Annotated in this window: 9 protein-coding genes and 1 tRNA gene; 2 read left to right on the top strand and 8 right to left on the bottom strand. The window is 39.4% G+C overall.

Features of this window, described 5'->3' with window-relative positions; all coding sequences use genetic code 11:
- Positions 1–52 precede the first annotated feature (52 nt).
- The 3 genes from QVP90_RS00500 to pckA all read right to left on the bottom strand — a co-directional run bounded on the left by QVP90_RS00500 (position 53) and on the right by pckA (position 4,031).
- Positions 53–1,063 (bottom strand): hypothetical protein, encoded by a 1,011-nt coding sequence (locus tag QVP90_RS00500; RefSeq protein ID WP_021935391.1) that lies wholly within the window; start codon positions 1,061–1,063, stop codon positions 53–55.
- Between the two features lie 26 nt (positions 1,064–1,089).
- Positions 1,090–2,121 carry a hypothetical protein gene (locus QVP90_RS00495; RefSeq protein WP_021935390.1) on the bottom strand — a complete coding sequence of 344 codons (1,032 nt, stop codon included), beginning with the start codon at positions 2,119–2,121 and terminating at the stop codon, positions 1,090–1,092.
- 302 nt (positions 2,122–2,423) lie between these two features.
- A complete protein-coding gene (pckA, locus tag QVP90_RS00490) occupies positions 2,424–4,031 on the bottom strand; it encodes a phosphoenolpyruvate carboxykinase (ATP) (RefSeq protein WP_005928562.1) in 1,608 nt (535 codons plus the stop codon).
- A 267-nt stretch (positions 4,032–4,298) separates the two neighbouring features.
- Here pckA and upp point away from each other — a divergent pair, with 267 nt between their 5' ends.
- Positions 4,299–4,952 carry a uracil phosphoribosyltransferase gene (gene upp, locus QVP90_RS00485; RefSeq protein ID WP_021935388.1) on the top strand — a complete coding sequence of 218 codons (654 nt, stop codon included), beginning with the start codon at positions 4,299–4,301 and terminating at the stop codon, positions 4,950–4,952.
- A gap of 75 nt (positions 4,953–5,027) precedes the next feature.
- Here upp and QVP90_RS00480 read toward each other — a convergent pair whose 3' ends face one another.
- Positions 5,028–6,038, bottom strand: coding sequence for a 2-oxoacid:ferredoxin oxidoreductase subunit beta (locus tag QVP90_RS00480; protein WP_021935387.1), 1,011 nt, complete (start codon positions 6,036–6,038; stop codon positions 5,028–5,030).
- Between the two features lie 3 nt (positions 6,039–6,041).
- Complete coding sequence (locus tag QVP90_RS00475) at positions 6,042–7,892, bottom strand: 2-oxoacid:acceptor oxidoreductase subunit alpha (protein ID WP_007479772.1); 1,851 nt, start codon at positions 7,890–7,892, stop codon at positions 6,042–6,044.
- 500 nt (positions 7,893–8,392) lie between these two features.
- Between QVP90_RS00475 and QVP90_RS00470 the strand changes: the two genes are divergently transcribed.
- Positions 8,393–8,464 (top strand) — tRNA-Arg (locus tag QVP90_RS00470).
- A gap of 305 nt (positions 8,465–8,769) precedes the next feature.
- Here the strand turns inward: QVP90_RS00470 and QVP90_RS00465 are convergent.
- The 3 genes from QVP90_RS00465 to QVP90_RS00455 form a co-directional block, all read right to left on the bottom strand.
- The gene (locus tag QVP90_RS00465; RefSeq protein ID WP_005928588.1) at positions 8,770–11,802 is read right to left on the bottom strand and encodes a T9SS type A sorting domain-containing protein; all 3,033 of its coding nucleotides are present in this window, start codon (positions 11,800–11,802) and stop codon (positions 8,770–8,772) included.
- Positions 11,803–11,894: 92 nt separating this feature from the next.
- Positions 11,895–13,676: a SusD/RagB family nutrient-binding outer membrane lipoprotein gene (locus QVP90_RS00460; RefSeq protein WP_005928590.1), complete on the bottom strand. Its 1,782-nt coding sequence runs from the start codon at positions 13,674–13,676 to the stop codon at positions 11,895–11,897.
- Between the two features lie 11 nt (positions 13,677–13,687).
- Positions 13,688–17,191, bottom strand: coding sequence for a SusC/RagA family TonB-linked outer membrane protein (locus QVP90_RS00455; RefSeq protein WP_007479776.1), 3,504 nt, complete (start codon positions 17,189–17,191; stop codon positions 13,688–13,690).
- Between the last annotated feature and the right edge of the window lie 364 nt (positions 17,192–17,555).

Below are 17,555 nucleotides of genomic sequence, written 5' to 3'. Positions count from 1 at the left end.
AGTATTACGTTTTATATACAGTGATTATATAATGAGGCATTGTCTGATTTTATCAGATTCCCCCTTGCCATGGCAGGTCGGTAACCGGGTCATCTTCTAATTCGCCTTCGTCGGCTATTTTGATACTTAAGCCGGCGTCCGTACCGAAGTTGTCTATGTCACTGATGGCAATCATCGACCTGTAGTTTCGTTTGAAAGAACGGTTGTATTTCATGATTTCTTTTCCTTGACTTTCGTCTCCTTTAAAAAGCTCGACCTTGAAAGATACATTTTCAGAGAGTATGTTATTCGTTATAACTTTTCCGGTTAGAGATTTAAAAGAGACGTAGGTGTATTCTGTCTCATTCTTTTTCGGTGTCAATATCCATTTCGGAGAATCGTCCAATTGAATTTCCAGTCTGTAGTTCTCGTGCAAACCGTTTGCTATGAATTTAACGGCAAAATAGCGACGGTACAATTCTAGTTCATTGCCTGTGGTTTTTGTTTCCAATGAATCGATGACCCCGTGATATCGCTTGATGTAAGGGCGTGAGATACCATTTTGGTATTTTGTTCCTATTTTGCTGTTATCTGCATCGAAAAGGAAAAGTTGTGAACCATCTGGCTGGTCTGCAAGAAAGAATTGGTTCTTTATTTCTCCAAATACTTCTCCATTACGGTCGAGTGAGAAAGGACGTGCAAATTTGTTGTCTTTATGTTGTAGAGAATCTTTGGCATTCTCTATCATGGTGCAGGCGACACGGTATTTATAGCCGTCCAGCAGATTTAGCTTTAGGTTACTCACGTCGTCAAATATTCCGTAAGCATAAGGCTTGCTTTGCAGCCGGCCTCCTGTATCTCTGATCCATTGTGATACGGTGATACCATAGACTTCCCTTATCTGATCCGATGCACGTGACATTGGCGTTTCGGTAGTATTACATTCACCTCCGATGCTGAGAGCTACTTCCGAATAAGTTTCGGGCTTGTTTGTGATCTGTGACAGATCCTTGTCTTTAATACACGAGCTTAACATTGCAATAGTCAGAATGGCAGCTACGGATATTTTTTTTGAGTAATTCATGGTAATATTATGTTTTGTTGATTGTTTTAAGAAATTTCCTGGTATTCCGAATCAGTGGGCGAACCGGTTATTTCACCTTCGCCCATATGGATGTTACCTTCTCCGGTTGCCTGGTCTATATTGACGAATTTGATGATGTTCCGTTTGTTCCGTTTTAAGGTGATACTGGGGGAATTCTGATAGATAAGACGCCACTCATGGGTGGTTGAAGAGTAGTATTGCACGGTAATGCCTACCGATTCGCTGGCATTGATCGCGCCTCCCCAGCGATCGGCAGTTTTATTCAGTGCCAACAGGTGTTCTTCCGATTGTATGATGTTTTTTCCTCCGGTACCTGTGATATAGAAAGCCCGATTGGTACCGGATAAAGTTACTTCTATTTTATCTCCTTGAGGGATATCTTTGGATTCGAACAACAGGTTACAGTATGCCCGGCGCAACTCTATATTTACAATAACATGGGATTCGGTTGTTCGGGTAAGGTCAACCGTATTACTTCCATAATAGCGGTGATTGGATGGATATGGAAGTACCACTCCTTCTTCTGTTTCCGTATTGCCGGAGTATGCTCCTTGATAAAACTGGGTGTTGGTATCGAATGGAGTCAAGGATACTGTCAATTTATTGGTGACAGGCGCATAGATATTACCGTCTTTTGCCAAGGCAAAAGGACGACCGTATTTAGTGATTCCGTTTTCTGAAATGGAATAGGGAAGTTCGCTTTCTTCTAAGAAAGAACAGTCAAAGCGGTACTTATATCCATCGATGAGGCTAATGTCTATTTGGCTGACGTCGTTGAATAAGCCGGAAACATAGGGCTGGTAGCTTGTCAAGCCCTTGCCCTGCCAATATACATTGATGGCGTATAAACCGCGTGAGGTAGAACTGCTGGCACGTACCATCGGTATTTCGCTTTGTTCGATAGAAGGCTCTATGGCAAGGGAAATCTGAGAAGTGGTTTCTTGAATTTCCGGATAGTCTGCATTTTCATCGTTACTGCATGATGCAATGATAAAAATAGCAGGCAATAAGATTAAGGCAGTGAATCTTAATTTCATCTTAGTTTGAGAGTAAGCTACAAAAGTAGGAATTAATTTCTTACTTAAAATTTATTATTGAGAAATTATTCTTTTATTTCGAGATTTAGAAGATAATGTGGCTTTTTCTTTGATTGTTAGAGCCTAAGCGGTACTTTTAAACTTAAAATATAGTCCTGAGAATTTCAAATAAAGGATGGAAAGGTATTGTTTACAAGTTATTTTGTCTTTTCTGGAGATATAAAAAGTAAGGAGAAAATCAAAGATTCTCTCCTTATCCATATAATTGGTTTCTTAAGTTATCTTAGAAACAACAGGTCATTTTAGAGTTTTGGACCGGCAGCAACTAAAGCTTTACCAGCTTCGTTACCTTCGAACTTAGCGAAGTTCTTGATGAAACGAGCAGAAAGGTCTTTTGCTTTTTCTTCCCATTGGCAAGCACATTCATAAGTGTCGCGTGGGTCAAGGATTTTCGGATCAACTCCAGGAAGTTCTGTAGGAACAACAAAGTCGAAGAAAGGAATAATCTTAGTAGGAGCTTTGTCGATAGAACCGTCAAGGATAGCGTCGATGATACCACGAGTATCTTTGATAGAGATACGTTTGCCGGAACCATTCCAACCTGTGTTAACCAAGTAAGCCTTAGCACCGGATTTCTCCATTTTCTTAACCAGCTCTTCTGCATATTTAGTTGGGTGCAGTGACAAGAAAGCAGCACCGAAACAAGCAGAGAATGTAGGAGTCGGCTCAGTAATACCGCGTTCTGTTCCAGCCAATTTAGCTGTAAAACCAGACAGGAAGTAATATTTAGTTTGCTCAGCGTTCAGGATAGATACCGGAGGCAATACACCGAATGCATCGGCGGACAAGAAGATAACTTGTTTTGCAGCCGGGCCTTTAGATACCGGTTTAACGATATTATCGATGTGATAGATAGGATAAGAAACACGAGTGTTTTCTGTAACGCTCTTATCAGCGAAATCAATTTTACCGTTAGCATCTACTGTAACGTTTTCAAGAAGAGCGTCACGTTTGATAGCTTTGTAGATATCCGGTTCGCTGTCTTTATCAAGGTTGATAACTTTAGCATAGCAACCGCCTTCGAAGTTGAATACACCTTCATCATCCCATCCGTGTTCGTCATCACCGATCAACAGACGTTTCGGGTCAGTAGACAAGGTTGTTTTACCTGTACCTGACAGACCGAAGAAGATAGCTGTGTTTTTGCCTTCTTTGTCGGTGTTGGCAGAACAGTGCATAGAAGCCATACCGTTCAATGGAAGCAGATAGTTCATGTAAGAGAACATACCTTTCTTCATTTCACCACCGTACCAAGTGTTCAAGATAACTTGAATCTTCTCAGTCAAGTTGAATACAACAGCAGTTTCTGAGTTCAAGCCCAATTCTTTGTAGTTCTCAACTTTTGCTTTAGAAGCGTTCATGATAACGAAATCAGGCTCACCGAAGTTAGCCAGTTCTTCAGCTGTAGGACGGATGAACATGTTTGTTACGAAATGAGCTTGCCAAGCAACTTCCATGATGAAACGCAGTTTCAGGCGAGAGTTAGGATTAGCACCGCAGAATGCATCAACAACATACAATTTCTTGTTAGAAAGTTCTTTAGTTGCCAATTCTTTAACGGCTTTCCAGCATTTTTCGTCTACAGGTTTGTTGTCGTTTTTATATTCGTCAGAAGTCCACCATACTGTATTTTCGCTGGTAGCATCTTTAACGAAGAATTTATCTTTAGGAGAACGACCGGTGTAAACACCTGTCATTACGTTTACAGCGCCCAGTTCAGTTACCTGACCTTTCTCAAAGCCTTCCAGACCCGGTTTTGTTTCTTCGGCGAACAAAACATCATAAGACGGGTTGTGCACAATCTCAGTAGCACCGGTAATACCGTACTTGCTTAAATCTAAATTTGCCATTTTCTTTTGAATTAATTAAAATTGGTATTTTGTTTATTATCTCATTCCAAGTATTTATGGAAAGGATGTTTTATAACATCCTCTTGTAAACCGGCTACAAAAGTAACACTTTCTTTCGAAACAAGTGTCGTATTAGAGAAATTTTTCCCTAATTGAATCTCTTTTATAGATTCCTAACAAAATCTGCAAACTGAATGTTGCAAATTGAAACTTTATCATTTACTTTGCATCGTATAAATTCTGAATAAATAATAATGATATATAGAAATGAAAATAATCGACTTTAGTAAAACGAATTCAATTCTGAATCAATATGTGTCAGAAATAAGGAATGTAGAGGTGCAGAACGACCGTTTGCGTTTTCGCCGTAATATCGAACGGATAGGTGAGATCATGGCGTATGAAATAAGTAAATCGTTTGCTTATTCGACAAAAGATATCCGTACACCCTTGGGGATAGCGCCGGTTTGTACACCGGACAATCAATTGGTAATAAGTACCATTCTCCGTGCGGGATTGCCTTTTCATCAAGGCTTTTTGAGCTATTTCGACAATGCGGAAAATGCTTTTGTATCTGCTTATCGCAAATATAAAGATACATTGAAATTCGATATTCATATAGAATATATTGCTTCACCTCGTATCGATGGGAAAACATTGATTATTACCGATCCGATGCTTGCTACCGGAAGCAGTATGGAATTGAGTTATCAGGCCATGCTTACCAAAGGGCATCCGTCAGAAATTCATGTGGCGTCTATTATAGCCAGTCGCCAGGCTGTGGAGCATATTATGTCGATATTTCCGGAAGAAAAAACGACTATATGGTGTGCGGCCATTGACCCGGAGATCAATGAGCATTCGTATATTGTGCCGGGACTTGGAGATGCCGGTGACTTGGCTTATGGAGAAAAGGAATAACTCTGATGTTTTATGCAAAAGAAAGGGATGACCGACAGCGACCATCCCTTTCGTTTGTATATGTATTTAATAGGATCATTTTACTTCCCAAGTGTCGTTAGTCATAAGCAATTCATTGAAATTGTGATATTTCTTTTTGCCTTTCACTTCTTCGATTTGCTCCATAACTGCATCGTTGTATGTAGGAACTTCCACATCACGAATTACTCCTAAAGCTATTGGGAACTCCGGACCTTCCATTAACGCCAGTTTTAATTGAAGGGTATTGTCCATACAATGAGCATCGTGTATCAGAATGTCTTTTTCCGTAATCCCGTTTTCACCCAACTTCACTACTTTCAGTCCGAATCCTTGTTGCATCAATCCGTATTCTTTGTTCTCGCCGAATAACATTGGTTTTCCGTGTTCCAGATAGATGGCGTTTTTGGCGCGTCCTTCTTTGGTCGCGACACTTTCATGGGTACCGTCATTGAAGATAACGCAATTTTGCAGTACTTCTACTACAGATGCACCTTTGTGATTAGCGGCAGCTTTCAAAACTTCCACGGAGGCAGCACCGTCAACGGCTACACAGCGTGCAAAGAAGCGGCCGCGTGCACCGAAGCAGAGTTCGGCCGGATGGAAAGGATCTTCAACCGTTCCATAAGGAGAGGACTTGCTGACAAAACCACGTTCTGATGTGGGCGAATACTGTCCTTTAGTTAATCCGTAGATACGATTGTTTAACAAGATCATATTAAGATCGACGTTACGACGGATGGCGTGAATGAAATGGTTGCCACCGATAGCCAAACCATCGCCATCTCCGGATACTTGCCAAACGGTAAGATCGGGATTGGCCACTTTGGCACCTGTAGCTACCGCAGCAGCACGTCCGTGGATGGTATGAAAGCCATAGGTGTTTACGTAATAAGGCAAACGCGATGAGCAACCGATACCGGAGATAACGGCAATATTGTGTGGAGCCACTCCCAATTCGGCCATAGCTTTATGCAGGGAGTTCAGGAAAGCATGATCGCCACATCCCGGGCACCAGCGTGGTTGCCCCGATTTATAATCTTTAGCTGTATATACTGTTTCGCTCATTTCTTATTCCTCCAATAATTTAGTAAATGCATCTACAAGTTCTCTTGTAACGAAAGGCTGTCCTTTCACCTGATTAAACTGGTTGATATTCAGTCCGGGTACTTTCATACGCAGATATCCGGCAAACTGTCCCAGATTTTGTTCGGCTACGATAATTTTTTTGTATTTCTTCAGTACGTCTGCTGTATTTTTAGGCAGCGGGTTGATATACTGGAAATGAGCAAGTGCCACTTTTTGGCCATTTTTACGCATATGTTCTACAGCGGAGTAGAGGTGACCATATGTTCCACCCCATCCTACTACCAACAGCTCGGCATCGGCATCACCCTGTACTTCCAGTTCGGGAATGCAGTCTGCAATCTTATCCACTTTGGCTTGACGCAATAATGTCATCTTTTGGTGATTTTCCGGTTCGGTAGAGATAACGCCGGTTTCATTACTTTTTTCCAGACCGCCGATACGATGCATGAAGCCTTCTGTTCCGGGAACCGCCCAATAGCGTGAACCTGTTTTCTCGTTACGCTGGAACGGTGTCCAAGTACCTTCCATTTCGGGAGTGACATAGGGCGGGTTTATGGCCGGATATTCATCCAAGTTGGGTAATTTCCATGCAGCGGAACCATTAGCGATGAAAGCATCGGTCAGTAGTACTACCGGTGTCATGTGTTCCAATGCGATTTTTGCAGCCATATAAGCGGCATCAAAGCAGTTGGTTGGTGAAGTAGCGGCAATAACTGGCATTGGGCTTTCACCATTGCGTCCATAGAGCGCCTGTAGCAGGTCTGTTTGTTCTGATTTAGTAGGCATACCGGTTGATGGACCTCCACGTTGTACATTAACAACAACTAATGGGAGCTCTGCGATGACAGCAAGGTTCATGGCCTCACTTTTCAGACATACCCCCGGGCCGGAAGTCGTAGTGACTGCAAGGTCACCTGCAAAAGCAGCACCTACCGCAGAAGCGCATCCGGCAATCTCGTCTTCGCATTGTACGGTCTTTATGCCGAGTGATTTGTGCTTAGACAGTTCGTGAAGAATATCTGTAGCCGGGGTGATCGGATAAGAGCCCAGATAGAGTTCCAGACCGGCCTTTTCTGCTGCTGCAATCAAACCGTAGGAGGTAGCTTTATTACCGTTTATGTCTGTATAGAGTCCTTTTGCCTTGGGACTTTTACTTTCTATCTTATAAGTAGAGGTAGAAGCGTGGGTATTTGCACCATAATTATAGCCATCGTTCAAAACTTTGATGTTAGCTGCTGCAATTTCCGGTTTCTTGGCAAACTTCTGGCGAAGCATATTTTCGGCAGCTTTAAGATTTCGATTGAACAGCCAGCAGACTAATCCTAAAGCGAACATGTTTTTACAACGTAGCATGGCTTTGTTGTCCAGACCGGAATCTTTTAGGCTTTCCTTACACATAGAAGATATGGGCACTTCAAGAACTTCTTGTTTGATACCTAATTCTTCGAATGCATTATTTGTCGTAAATTTCGCTTTTTCCAAGTCCTTTGCTCCAAAAGAATCAGAATCGGTAATGACCAGCCCTTGTGGTTTGCAGAATTTGATCTGCGTTTTTAGAGCTGCGGGATTCATTGCTACTAATACATTACAACGATCGCCTGGAGTAAATATTCTGTTTGCTCCGATATGTACTTGAAAGCCGGATACACCGGTCAAAGACCCTTGCGGGGCACGAATATCTGCCGGATAATCGGGGAATGTACAGATGTCATTCCCTACTGTTGCCGACACGTTCGAGAAGATGTTACCGGCCAGTTGCATACCGTCGCCGGAATCGCCGGAGAAGCGTACTACCACTTGCTCCAATTCTTTAACCATCATTTCGTCTGCCATAATTTTACTTACTATTTTAATTTTAGGATCGACTTGTTGTATTCTTGCATAAATATAACCCTTGTGTTGGTCACTTTTGTATATTCATTTATTATGCAGAAGGTTTCGCAAAGGTCGTAAAGTTAAACGACTTAGCAAAATCTTTTTTAGTTTATCTATAGCTGTCTATCAAAAGATTTGAAATATTGTTTATATTGGACGTATATGTTAGTGTATTGGATAGGTTTCAATTTATTTGTGATTCATTTTGTGTCATATTGATATCGATGTTTGTGAGGTAAAATGACGAATTGTTGCAGTTTTTATGCAAAATACAATCTTTCTGCTACTTTTTGTTGTGTATTATCTTGCAATGATAAGAATAAATCCCCTCTTTTCTAACTCTATTTCCTGAAATTGTTAATGCCTGCTTCTTTATTGTCCGGATACTTTATAAATCTATGCATTCTGTCTTGTTAAATCGATAGAATACATTATCTTTGCAACTAAAATTAAAAGTAGGTCCTGTAGTTCAACGGATAGAATAGAAGTTTCCTAAACTTTAGATAGGGGTTCGATTCCCCTCGGGACTACTTATGAAAAGTCAATTATTGAGTTTCTATATAGTTTTTTTGAGTTTTACTTCCGCTTTTACTTTTCCCATTTTGTTAAGATTATATTTAGCTTTTATAGATTGTTGTTTGTGTTTTTTCTCATGAAAACAATGGGACATTTGCAAGAATGTGTTTATAAATAAGTCAACTTTGAGAAATGTTTCGGAGGAGGAATTCTGATTGAAACAAAAAGGAAGAGTTATCTGAAACTATAGCTTAACTATAAAAAACAGATAACTCTTCGAATACAATCTTTTTTCCTTAAAGAAAAATGTTATAACTGTTTATTTCTTTATCAGTTTTTGACTGCGTACAATATTTCCTTTTTGCATCTTAACGACATATATAGCTGGAGTGATGTCGGATATATCTGTAGAAGAAGGATTATTGGGCACATATTTAACTAACTGTCCATCAGTTGTATATATCCATGCTTTTTCTACATTGTTGAAATAAATCGTACCTTCGGTAGTTGTTGGCCACATTGTAGAAATAACAGATTCACTGTCTTTCCAAACATTTTCAACACCATCCGGATTGTTATTCAGTCCTTCCGGTTCATCAGCTTCACCTTGATCATGCATATCCGGTGCCGGTTCGCGCGAAGGATTATTACCAATAATTTCTACTGGAATATCCAAAGTGAATCCTTTAGCTGTAAATCCGCAAGGGCCGGGGTGTGCAAACCATGCATCGGAGAACACAAGACGTAGACGACTTTCTCCTGGTTTTGCATCAGCAGGAATAGTAAATTTCTGCGTTACGCCTGTCGTTTGGAATTCAGGAGTTCCCTGTTTTACTGTGCCTAATTCAAAAATTGTTTCAGTGGCCGGTTCGTGGGACTTACTTCCATCTAAATCGATATAAGCTTTTCCTAAGCAGAATTTTAACCCATCATCTAAATCAGCTGCTTTGAAGAAAAGTTCTACTTCTTGTCCTTGATTTACTTTCAATGTTTGATCGCACATTGCATATTGAGTTCCGTCGGCTTGTGGAGCATCAGCAGTGTAATTAATATCTTCAACAGCACCGGTAGTTTTAAACTGTTCGATATAACGAACTTCAATGGCGATGTCAGCACCTTCTGCGTTATAATTTAATGTAGACTCGCAATAAGGATCATTATTGAATGCAGGTAATTCAGAAGCGTTGCCACGACCAATATGAATCCATTCTACGGGAGAATAGGTTTTTCCATCTACAGAAACCGAACGAATACCGATATACGGGTCATCTGTAGCAGTTTCAAACATAATATTACCTAAATAAGCAGACCATGTAGAGGTACGTCCTATTTCTGAAACTTTACCATTTTCACCATTCTTATACATTAGCTGGAAATGGTCAATATTCACTTCGTCATTGTAAATCAAACCATATTTAGCATTATCACTATTGTAACCTGTGGCATTTACTGCCCAATTCAGCTTCACAGAAAGAGATTGAGTTGTTTCTTCTTTCACTTCTACAATAATACTTTCCGCATCAATCGGTGCAGGAGTTTTCACTGCGCAATCGTCAGTCAAAGCAAGTTTACCAATCAGCATATTATAGTTTCCTTCATATGTTCCTTTCACGCGAAAACCGATGTATTCAATTATATCACCACTATTAATACCTGAAAGTGCAATTTCCTTCTCTTCCCATGTCGGTCCATTCAGATTACCTACAGGAAACTCCATCCATGTGTCATCATTAAATTTCTTTAGAATCACATAGAGGTTGGAAGCATTTGTACCATTTACACCAGATTTCAATGCAACATTTGCTTTTGCATTACCACCGGATACGTTCAATTTTGCACGGTAGAGAACAACATCTGACCCTTTTGCTGTCGGCTCACCTGAAAGACGGAGAGCAGAACCGCCGGTATAAGCATCTTCGTGTGTAAATTCGGCATCAACGGCAGTAGAACGAGTCTTTGTGTTGGCATCATAAATTAACCAGCGATATGTAGGAACTATATCCTGTTGTCCCATATTATACCAGCTACCAAATGTTTTCTTTCCTTTGTAGTTATAGCGTTCACCATTACCCAAAGAAAAATGTGTAGTGAAAGGCAAATCTCCTTGAATAGCAGTACGCTCAGGTACAAAATCAGCAAAACCAGCAAAATTAACCATTTGATTTGGTTTATCATCATTGTTGGATATTTCAAAAATATTTCCACTGTTAGACAATGCAGGACGGTCAATTGGAGAACGTTTACCACCAGAAAAACCTTTTTCCAACAATTTCTGGTAATTACTTTGTAATTCCATGGTATTGTCGCCAATGGCAAACTGGAAGAAGCGACTAATCTTGTGCTCACCCCACAAGCAAAGGCCAACTTGTTCAGCGCCATCGGCATGGAAGTTGGTCCATTGGCGATCCATACTGGCAATCCACACACCTTGATACAATCCCTCGCAGTCACCTTGGATAGCAATAGCGTTTTTCTGGGACATAGCTAAAGTTCTCGGAATATCATTAGCAGAATAATTCATCATAACCTCTGTTGTTCTACCATTTTCGTTGGCAAAATAATCAGCAGGATTAGTTAGATAAGATGGACCTCCATACAGCCCAATGTGAAAACTATCAAAATTCAATTCTGCTGCACGTTTATAAAGAGCTTGATGAAAGGCTATTACGGTTTCATTGTTGTAGCCGGTATCTTCCCAATTGTAGTTAATACCATCTAAACCAAAGAATTTTAATACGTTGATAAAAGCATCGACATATCGGAATGAACCATCTGGATTTTTTGTAGAAATCAAATTAATATATTCCGTAGCAGTCTGCCCACGACCACCGGTAGTATCAAAAAATTTAATTCCACTGAACATATCGGTACCATTCTTATGTGCAGCATCCGCCCAAGAACCTGGAGCTTGGAATGGAGAATGATTCCATGCCCCGTAAAGGTTTACATAGTTCCACATAGAAAAAGTATCATTATTGAATAAGGAACTAGGATATCCTCCGACTAAATCGCCTTGACCAGTTGGCATATTCATCCACAAACGACGTTTTGCATATACCTCAGGAACCACATTTTTAGAAGCATCTTCAATAATGTCACGTGGACGAACATGCGAACGGGAAAACTCCAGATCTAAGTTAAATCCAGCTTCTGTCCATTCTTCCGCAGAAGGATAATTTCGACCTTCATTCATTGCTTTGACAAACAACTCCAAGATGGTAGATTCCTTCCATGGGGTAAAGTCGAACACTTCTGTTGAAGCCGAAGGAGGATAATCTGTCTTATCCTGTGCCGGAGCTTGTCCTGAAAGCAGCAACATGGCAGCCATGCTAAACAAAGTAAATTTCTTCATAATACAGAAAATTAAATTATTAAATAAAAATGATTTCTTGAGAGGGGAAGGATCCCCCCCCCTCTCTCTTATAAATAGTTTGGATTATATCATTAAAAATTTGGCGTTCCTTCTACATCCCACCAAATACGAGTAGATTGGAGATCGGCTCCACCTAAAGCTTTAAGTCCTGTAGCTGCTACATCAGCAGCAACTGCTTGTGTGTCAGTGCCAGGGAAGCGCATTCTGCGCAACAGATCCCCTTCTTGTAGATTGGCGTCGGCGTCTTCCCAATTAAGTACCGGCAAGGTTTTCGGGTAACCTGTACGGCGCATTTCTGTCCATGCCTCAAAAGAGTAGGGAAATAGAGCGATATACTTTTGAGTGATAATTTTTTCCAGTTTTGTTTCATCACTATCACCTGCATTCCACTTTACACCAATGGTTATTGGACTCTGATAGTTGTTAGATGCATCAATTGGGTCAATATATTGATATGGAACAGCTTCTTCCACTTGCTTATAATCAGCTAACCCGGCATCATACTCAAAGGCTGTCATGCGCCATTCACAAGTTGCATTGTCAATACCGCGATTGTAGTAAAATTGTGCATCGCAACCTTCATCACCAACATTCCAACCACGTACTAACCCTTCTGCACGCAAGAAGTCTACTTCTGAAAGTTTAATAAAATAGAGTGGTGCTTCTGTGAAATATTGATAAATAGAAGAATATCCGCAATCTTTATTGCTGGCGGCAGATTGTCCTTCACCCATTTTCTTTCCGGCACGAAGACCTATAACACGAGTATTAGCTTCCAAATCGCCCAATTTTACTGAATTTTTATCAAATAAAAAATTACAATAAGGATGTTTTAATGAAAAAAGGATTGTCTCAAAAGAAGCGTTTAAGCGAGAGTCTCCCCATGAACGGGATATTTCGGCAAGTGGATGATTGGTGCCACTTTTATCTGTTGAAAACGATACTTCGTCTTCTAAAGAGTTAGCAACACCTTCCATAACGGCTTCTTCTGCCCATTTTTTGGCTAAGTCTTTATCTCTTTTTACCACATGCATAGCCATACGGAGTTTTAGAGAATTTCCCATTTTGCGCCAGGTCTCAAAATCTTTTGTATCAGTGATTTCATCTACATCTTTTAATAGTTTGTTCACTTTAGTTTTATACCATTCCGGGCGATTGGGATAATTCTTTAAACAGGCATTAATGCTGTCAAGATTGTCCACAATACCTTTGTAAATATCCTCACAGCTATCGTATGTATAAGGATGTTCCTGTTGATTGGCTTTAAATTGTGTATATGGAAATGAACCATAAAGGTCGACTTCTTCTTGAGAAGCATAATCAAAAAGTAATAAAGCTACTGCTTTCATCTCGGGAATGGAATCAATATCTGGATGATTTAAAATCGGAGATAGATAATTCTTTGTCAATGTATAATTACCATTCGGACCTGCGTTTACTGACTGCTCAAAGGCATAGGTAGAATTTAGGGTAATCATAGCAAATGGAAAGTCTGTATGAGGAACCACCATGTATCCGGCATAATTATCAACTGACATATTAAATTGGTATTGATAGGCATGTGCCCCAGGACGCGTCGCTTCCTTACCGCCACGCATAGAGTAAGTAGCTGAAAGAATATAACCTAACGGTGCTTCTTTAGCAAGGTTTGTTAAAGCAAGGTCAAGTCCCTCTTGAGAAATTTCTTTATGATAATCCAATATATCAGCCGCCCCATGATAAACCTCGTCAGAACCTTCTTCTGTGTTACCTGTTAACTCATCACCTGGCACATCAAAATCCATACAAGATTGCATACCTAACAGTGACATCACAATGCAAGCAATAAAAAAATTATTTTTTTTCATATTCATCTGTCTAATATTTAGAAGTTAGCTTTTAATGAAATACCGAATGAACGAGCAGATGGCATATTAAATACATCGAACGCTCCTAAACCATTCTGAGTAGAAAGAGCAAGGTCTGGATCAACCGGGGCATCTTTATAAAGGAAACAAAGGTTACGAGCTACAAGAGAGAGTGATAAATGTTTAGAAGCACCAAACAAATTTCTAAAGGTATATCCCAGTGATAATTCACCTAAACGGAAATTAGTAGCATTGTAAACATATTGCGTGCCATAAGTATTCCCACCTACTTGTCTATAATATTTTTCGATAGAAACCAATTGTCCATCGGACATGTACATGGCAGGTTCACCCGTAGCAGTATATAGGTTATTGGCTTCGGCTGCTAAACGTGCATCCGCAGTACGTTGAGAATTGCCTACAGCATCCAACATTCCTTCTGTCAAAGAGATTACTTTACCTCCAATACGTCCGTTGATCAAGAAATAAAGTGAAAAGTCTTTATAATTAATTGTATTACTCCATCCTAAATTAAACTTGGAGTTCATATTGCCTAAATAAACATAATTTTGCGTATCAAGTTGTGGCGCTCCATTTACTAATTTAATAGAGCCGTCTTCATTACGCTTAAAGTCTTGTGCGTACAAATCGCCATAAGAACCTCCCTCATCATACCGAACCATTACTTTGCCTCCGGCAATACTTTGTTCTAATTTGGCAGAAGTACCGTCTTCTTTAGTGTAAGTTTTTTCGATTTTATTATAATTATAGGAGAAATTCACGGAAGTACGCCACATCCAATCTTTAGCAAATGCTAAATTATAGCTAAGAGTCGTTTCGATACCTTGATTACGGATAACCCCTGCATTTACAGGCTTTTTTAATCCTCCAAGATCACTAATGGTTAAATAACTATTATGCATGGCACTGTTATAATAGGTCATATCCCAGTTTAGAGCACTCCCAAATAAAGAAATATCAAAACCGGCTTCGAAAGATTTTGTTTTTTCTGGTATTGGGTTATTGAAATAACTATAAGAAGAAGGTACGGCAGCACCTGTAAGTGGGTCTGTGTTACGAGCATTATAGAGAACGTTCGGGATAGAGTTACCCACTTCTGAATATGAAGCGCGAACTTTCAGATTGGTAATTACTTCAGGCAGGGTAACTATTTGATGTAATAGCGCATTGGCACCCACTGAAAAGTAACCATAATTAGTAGGGGTTCCACGATACGAGTACTGTTTGAAAGCGCGGTACCAGTCTCGACGATAACTACCCTCCAGATATACTTTTTCTTGCCACCCTATCTGACCAGTAAAAAGTAAACCCTTATCCCAGTTGGAAGAAAGTGTGTATGAACGTTCACTTACGTTGCCTTGTGAAACAGAAGGTTCGAAAAAGTTGATTAGTGTTGGCATAGTGTCGTGTTTCCAATTGGCTGTAGTAGCTTTGGCCCAAAGTTTTTGCGTTTCTCCTTTTAATGTATGTCCTGTCCAACCGGTAGTGGCTGAGATAGAGAAATCTTTAATTTGTTTGTCATAGCTTAGTAAAGCGTCTACATATACTTCATTTATCCAATTAAGGTCTTGTCCATACATACCATAATCTTCCATAGCTGATATATTCCATGTGGTAGCCATGCGCTCTGATGTTCCTTTCATTTTTGTACGGTCCAAACTCAAACGTCCCTGTATCTTCAAACCATCAATGATCTGATAATTGGCAGAGATATAACCATAAGCACGTTCTTCTTCACTTATAGAATTGCGAGTATTTACCATCCAATAAGGGTTGTTCATACCATTTTGCCAATATGCCCATTCTTGTTTGGGCCCGGTTAGCTCAACAGTACCAGTAGTCCATTTATTGTTTTTAGAATCGAAATAGCTTTGTTCGTTAGAAGTCCATTTACCATTTTCTATGTAGTAATTTTCCTTATAATAATTTAGATCCACATTTCTTGGCATACGATAAAGATCATAAAGTGGATTCATCACTGTTCCTCCTCCAGGACGATTCTTGGTTTTTGCCTGTACATAATTTAGTGATAAATCGACATTTAACTTTTTATTAAATAGTGAATAACTCTGACGAAAAGAGAGCGTGTTACGTTTGTAATTATTGTTGCGCATCATACCGTCAGAATATGAATTTGCGTATGAAAAATAAGTACGAACAGTCTCAGTACCTCCACTAACGGATATTGAGTTATTGAATGTGGCACCTGTACGGAAAAAGTCATTTACGTCATCATTGGAAGCTGTATTACGTAATTTAGCACCTGAATAATTAAGTTCGTCAGCCGTTAAATCTGATAATTTTTTCCCCCAGCTATCTACAGATAAAGTCTCGGCAGTAGGATCAACTGTAGCACCATATACATTTTGGATTTTGGGAGTGAGCAAAGGGCGATCAAATGTTGCACTTGAAGATACATTAATAGAAATACGACCTTCTTTGCCTTTTTTTGTGGTAATCATTAATACGCCATTGGCAGCAGCACTACCATATAATGCAGCAGCATTAGCACCTTTTAGGATATTCAAACTTTCAATATCATCAGGATTGACAAGCGATAACGGATCAGAACCTTCAGAGGTACTGGAATATGTCAGATTAGAGCCTCCATCAAAACCAGTTTGACCATTCACATTATTAGTCATTGGTACACCGTCTATTACAATCAACGGACTGTTGTTACCCAAAATAGATTTATTACCACGAAGCAAAATTTTAGAGGCACCACCAGCACCACCAGCACTTGGGGTAATGGTAACTCCGGAAGCTTTTCCGGAAAGTGCATTCACGAAATTGGCATCCTGCACTTTCATTAATTCATCTCCTTTCACTTGTTGAGTTGCATAAGTCAATGACTTCTCTTTGCGTTCTATACCCATGGCTGTAACAACTACCTCATTTAGCTGTTGTGCATCTTCTTTCATTATTATGTTAAATGAAGAAGCACCAGCTACTCGCAGTGATATTTTCTGATAACCAATGTAGCTGAATTCTAATACAGCTTCGTCATTAAGTATTTCTAAAGTGTAATTACCATCAATATCGGTAATTGTACCTGTAGTAGTACCTTGTACTAATACACTAACCCCGATAAGTGGTTCGCCATATTCATCAGACACGGTACCCTTAATTGTGCGTTGTTTTTGCTGCATGGTAGAATGTACGGTTGGGGTTTCTTTAGTAGAATAAACTACCAAATGATTATCACGTACGGAATAGGTCGTGTTAGTGTTTTTGAGCAAGTCTGTCATGACTTTAGACAACTTTTCACGGTTAGCATGTATCGTAACTTTACGGTTAGGATCCACATCTTTCGCGTTATAAACCATACTCAGTGAAGTCTGACGACTAATTTCATTCAAAACCTCGCTCAAAGGTGCATTCGCAAAATCCAAACTTATTACTATCTCGCTTTGTGCGGTAGCATTCGTTAAGAATGGAACAAAAAGGAATAGGGAAAACAACAGAATTTTAATTCTGTACTCTAAATTTTTCTTCATTTAGCATTCTTTATTACGTTAACAAATACTGATTACTTTACTACTTTAATTGTAGACGTGCATTGCATATCGCACGATATAAGTTTTTTCTATTATCTTCTTTTATTCATGTTCTTCATTATCCAATATAAAACAACATATATTAATTTTAATTCTTTTTTTGAGATTCTTTTCTTATATTACAATTCAGAGATAAAGGTTACTAAATAAATGGAGCGAAAAAATCACTTTTTGGTATTTTTTTATTTAAATATTCTGCTTTATTCGGGATTCATAGATAAGATTAGCTTATTTTTTAAATTTATTCTTTTATGGGTTTTGTTTTTATGTATCAATTTTGTACTTGATCTAAAATGTATCTTGT

Origin of the sequence: Bacteroides sp. CAG:189, assembly GCF_000432295.1 — a bacterium.
Classification (GTDB): Bacteria; Bacteroidota; Bacteroidia; order Bacteroidales; family Bacteroidaceae; genus Bacteroides; species Bacteroides salyersiae.
Note: the sequence above shows the minus strand (reverse complement) of the source record. Positions and strands in the feature narration are given on the sequence as shown.

What these genes read in the sequence shown, in the direction of transcription:
- QVP90_RS00500 (WP_021935391.1), bottom strand. Translation starts at nt 1,063, where the DNA reads ATGAATTACTCAAAAAAAATATCCGTAGCTGCCATTCTGACTATTGCA.
- QVP90_RS00495 (WP_021935390.1), bottom strand. Translation starts at nt 2,121, where the DNA reads ATGAAATTAAGATTCACTGCCTTAATCTTATTGCCTGCTATTTTTATC.
- pckA (WP_005928562.1), bottom strand. Translation starts at nt 4,031, where the DNA reads ATGGCAAATTTAGATTTAAGCAAGTACGGTATTACCGGTGCTACTGAG.
- upp (WP_021935388.1), top strand. Translation starts at nt 4,299, where the DNA reads ATGAAAATAATCGACTTTAGTAAAACGAATTCAATTCTGAATCAATAT.
- QVP90_RS00480 (WP_021935387.1), bottom strand. Translation starts at nt 6,038, where the DNA reads ATGAGCGAAACAGTATATACAGCTAAAGATTATAAATCGGGGCAACCA.
- QVP90_RS00475 (WP_007479772.1), bottom strand. Translation starts at nt 7,892, where the DNA reads ATGGCAGACGAAATGATGGTTAAAGAATTGGAGCAAGTGGTAGTACGC.
- QVP90_RS00465 (WP_005928588.1), bottom strand. Translation starts at nt 11,802, where the DNA reads ATGAAGAAATTTACTTTGTTTAGCATGGCTGCCATGTTGCTGCTTTCA.
- QVP90_RS00460 (WP_005928590.1), bottom strand. Translation starts at nt 13,676, where the DNA reads ATGAATATGAAAAAAAATAATTTTTTTATTGCTTGCATTGTGATGTCA.
- QVP90_RS00455 (WP_007479776.1), bottom strand. Translation starts at nt 17,191, where the DNA reads ATGAAGAAAAATTTAGAGTACAGAATTAAAATTCTGTTGTTTTCCCTA.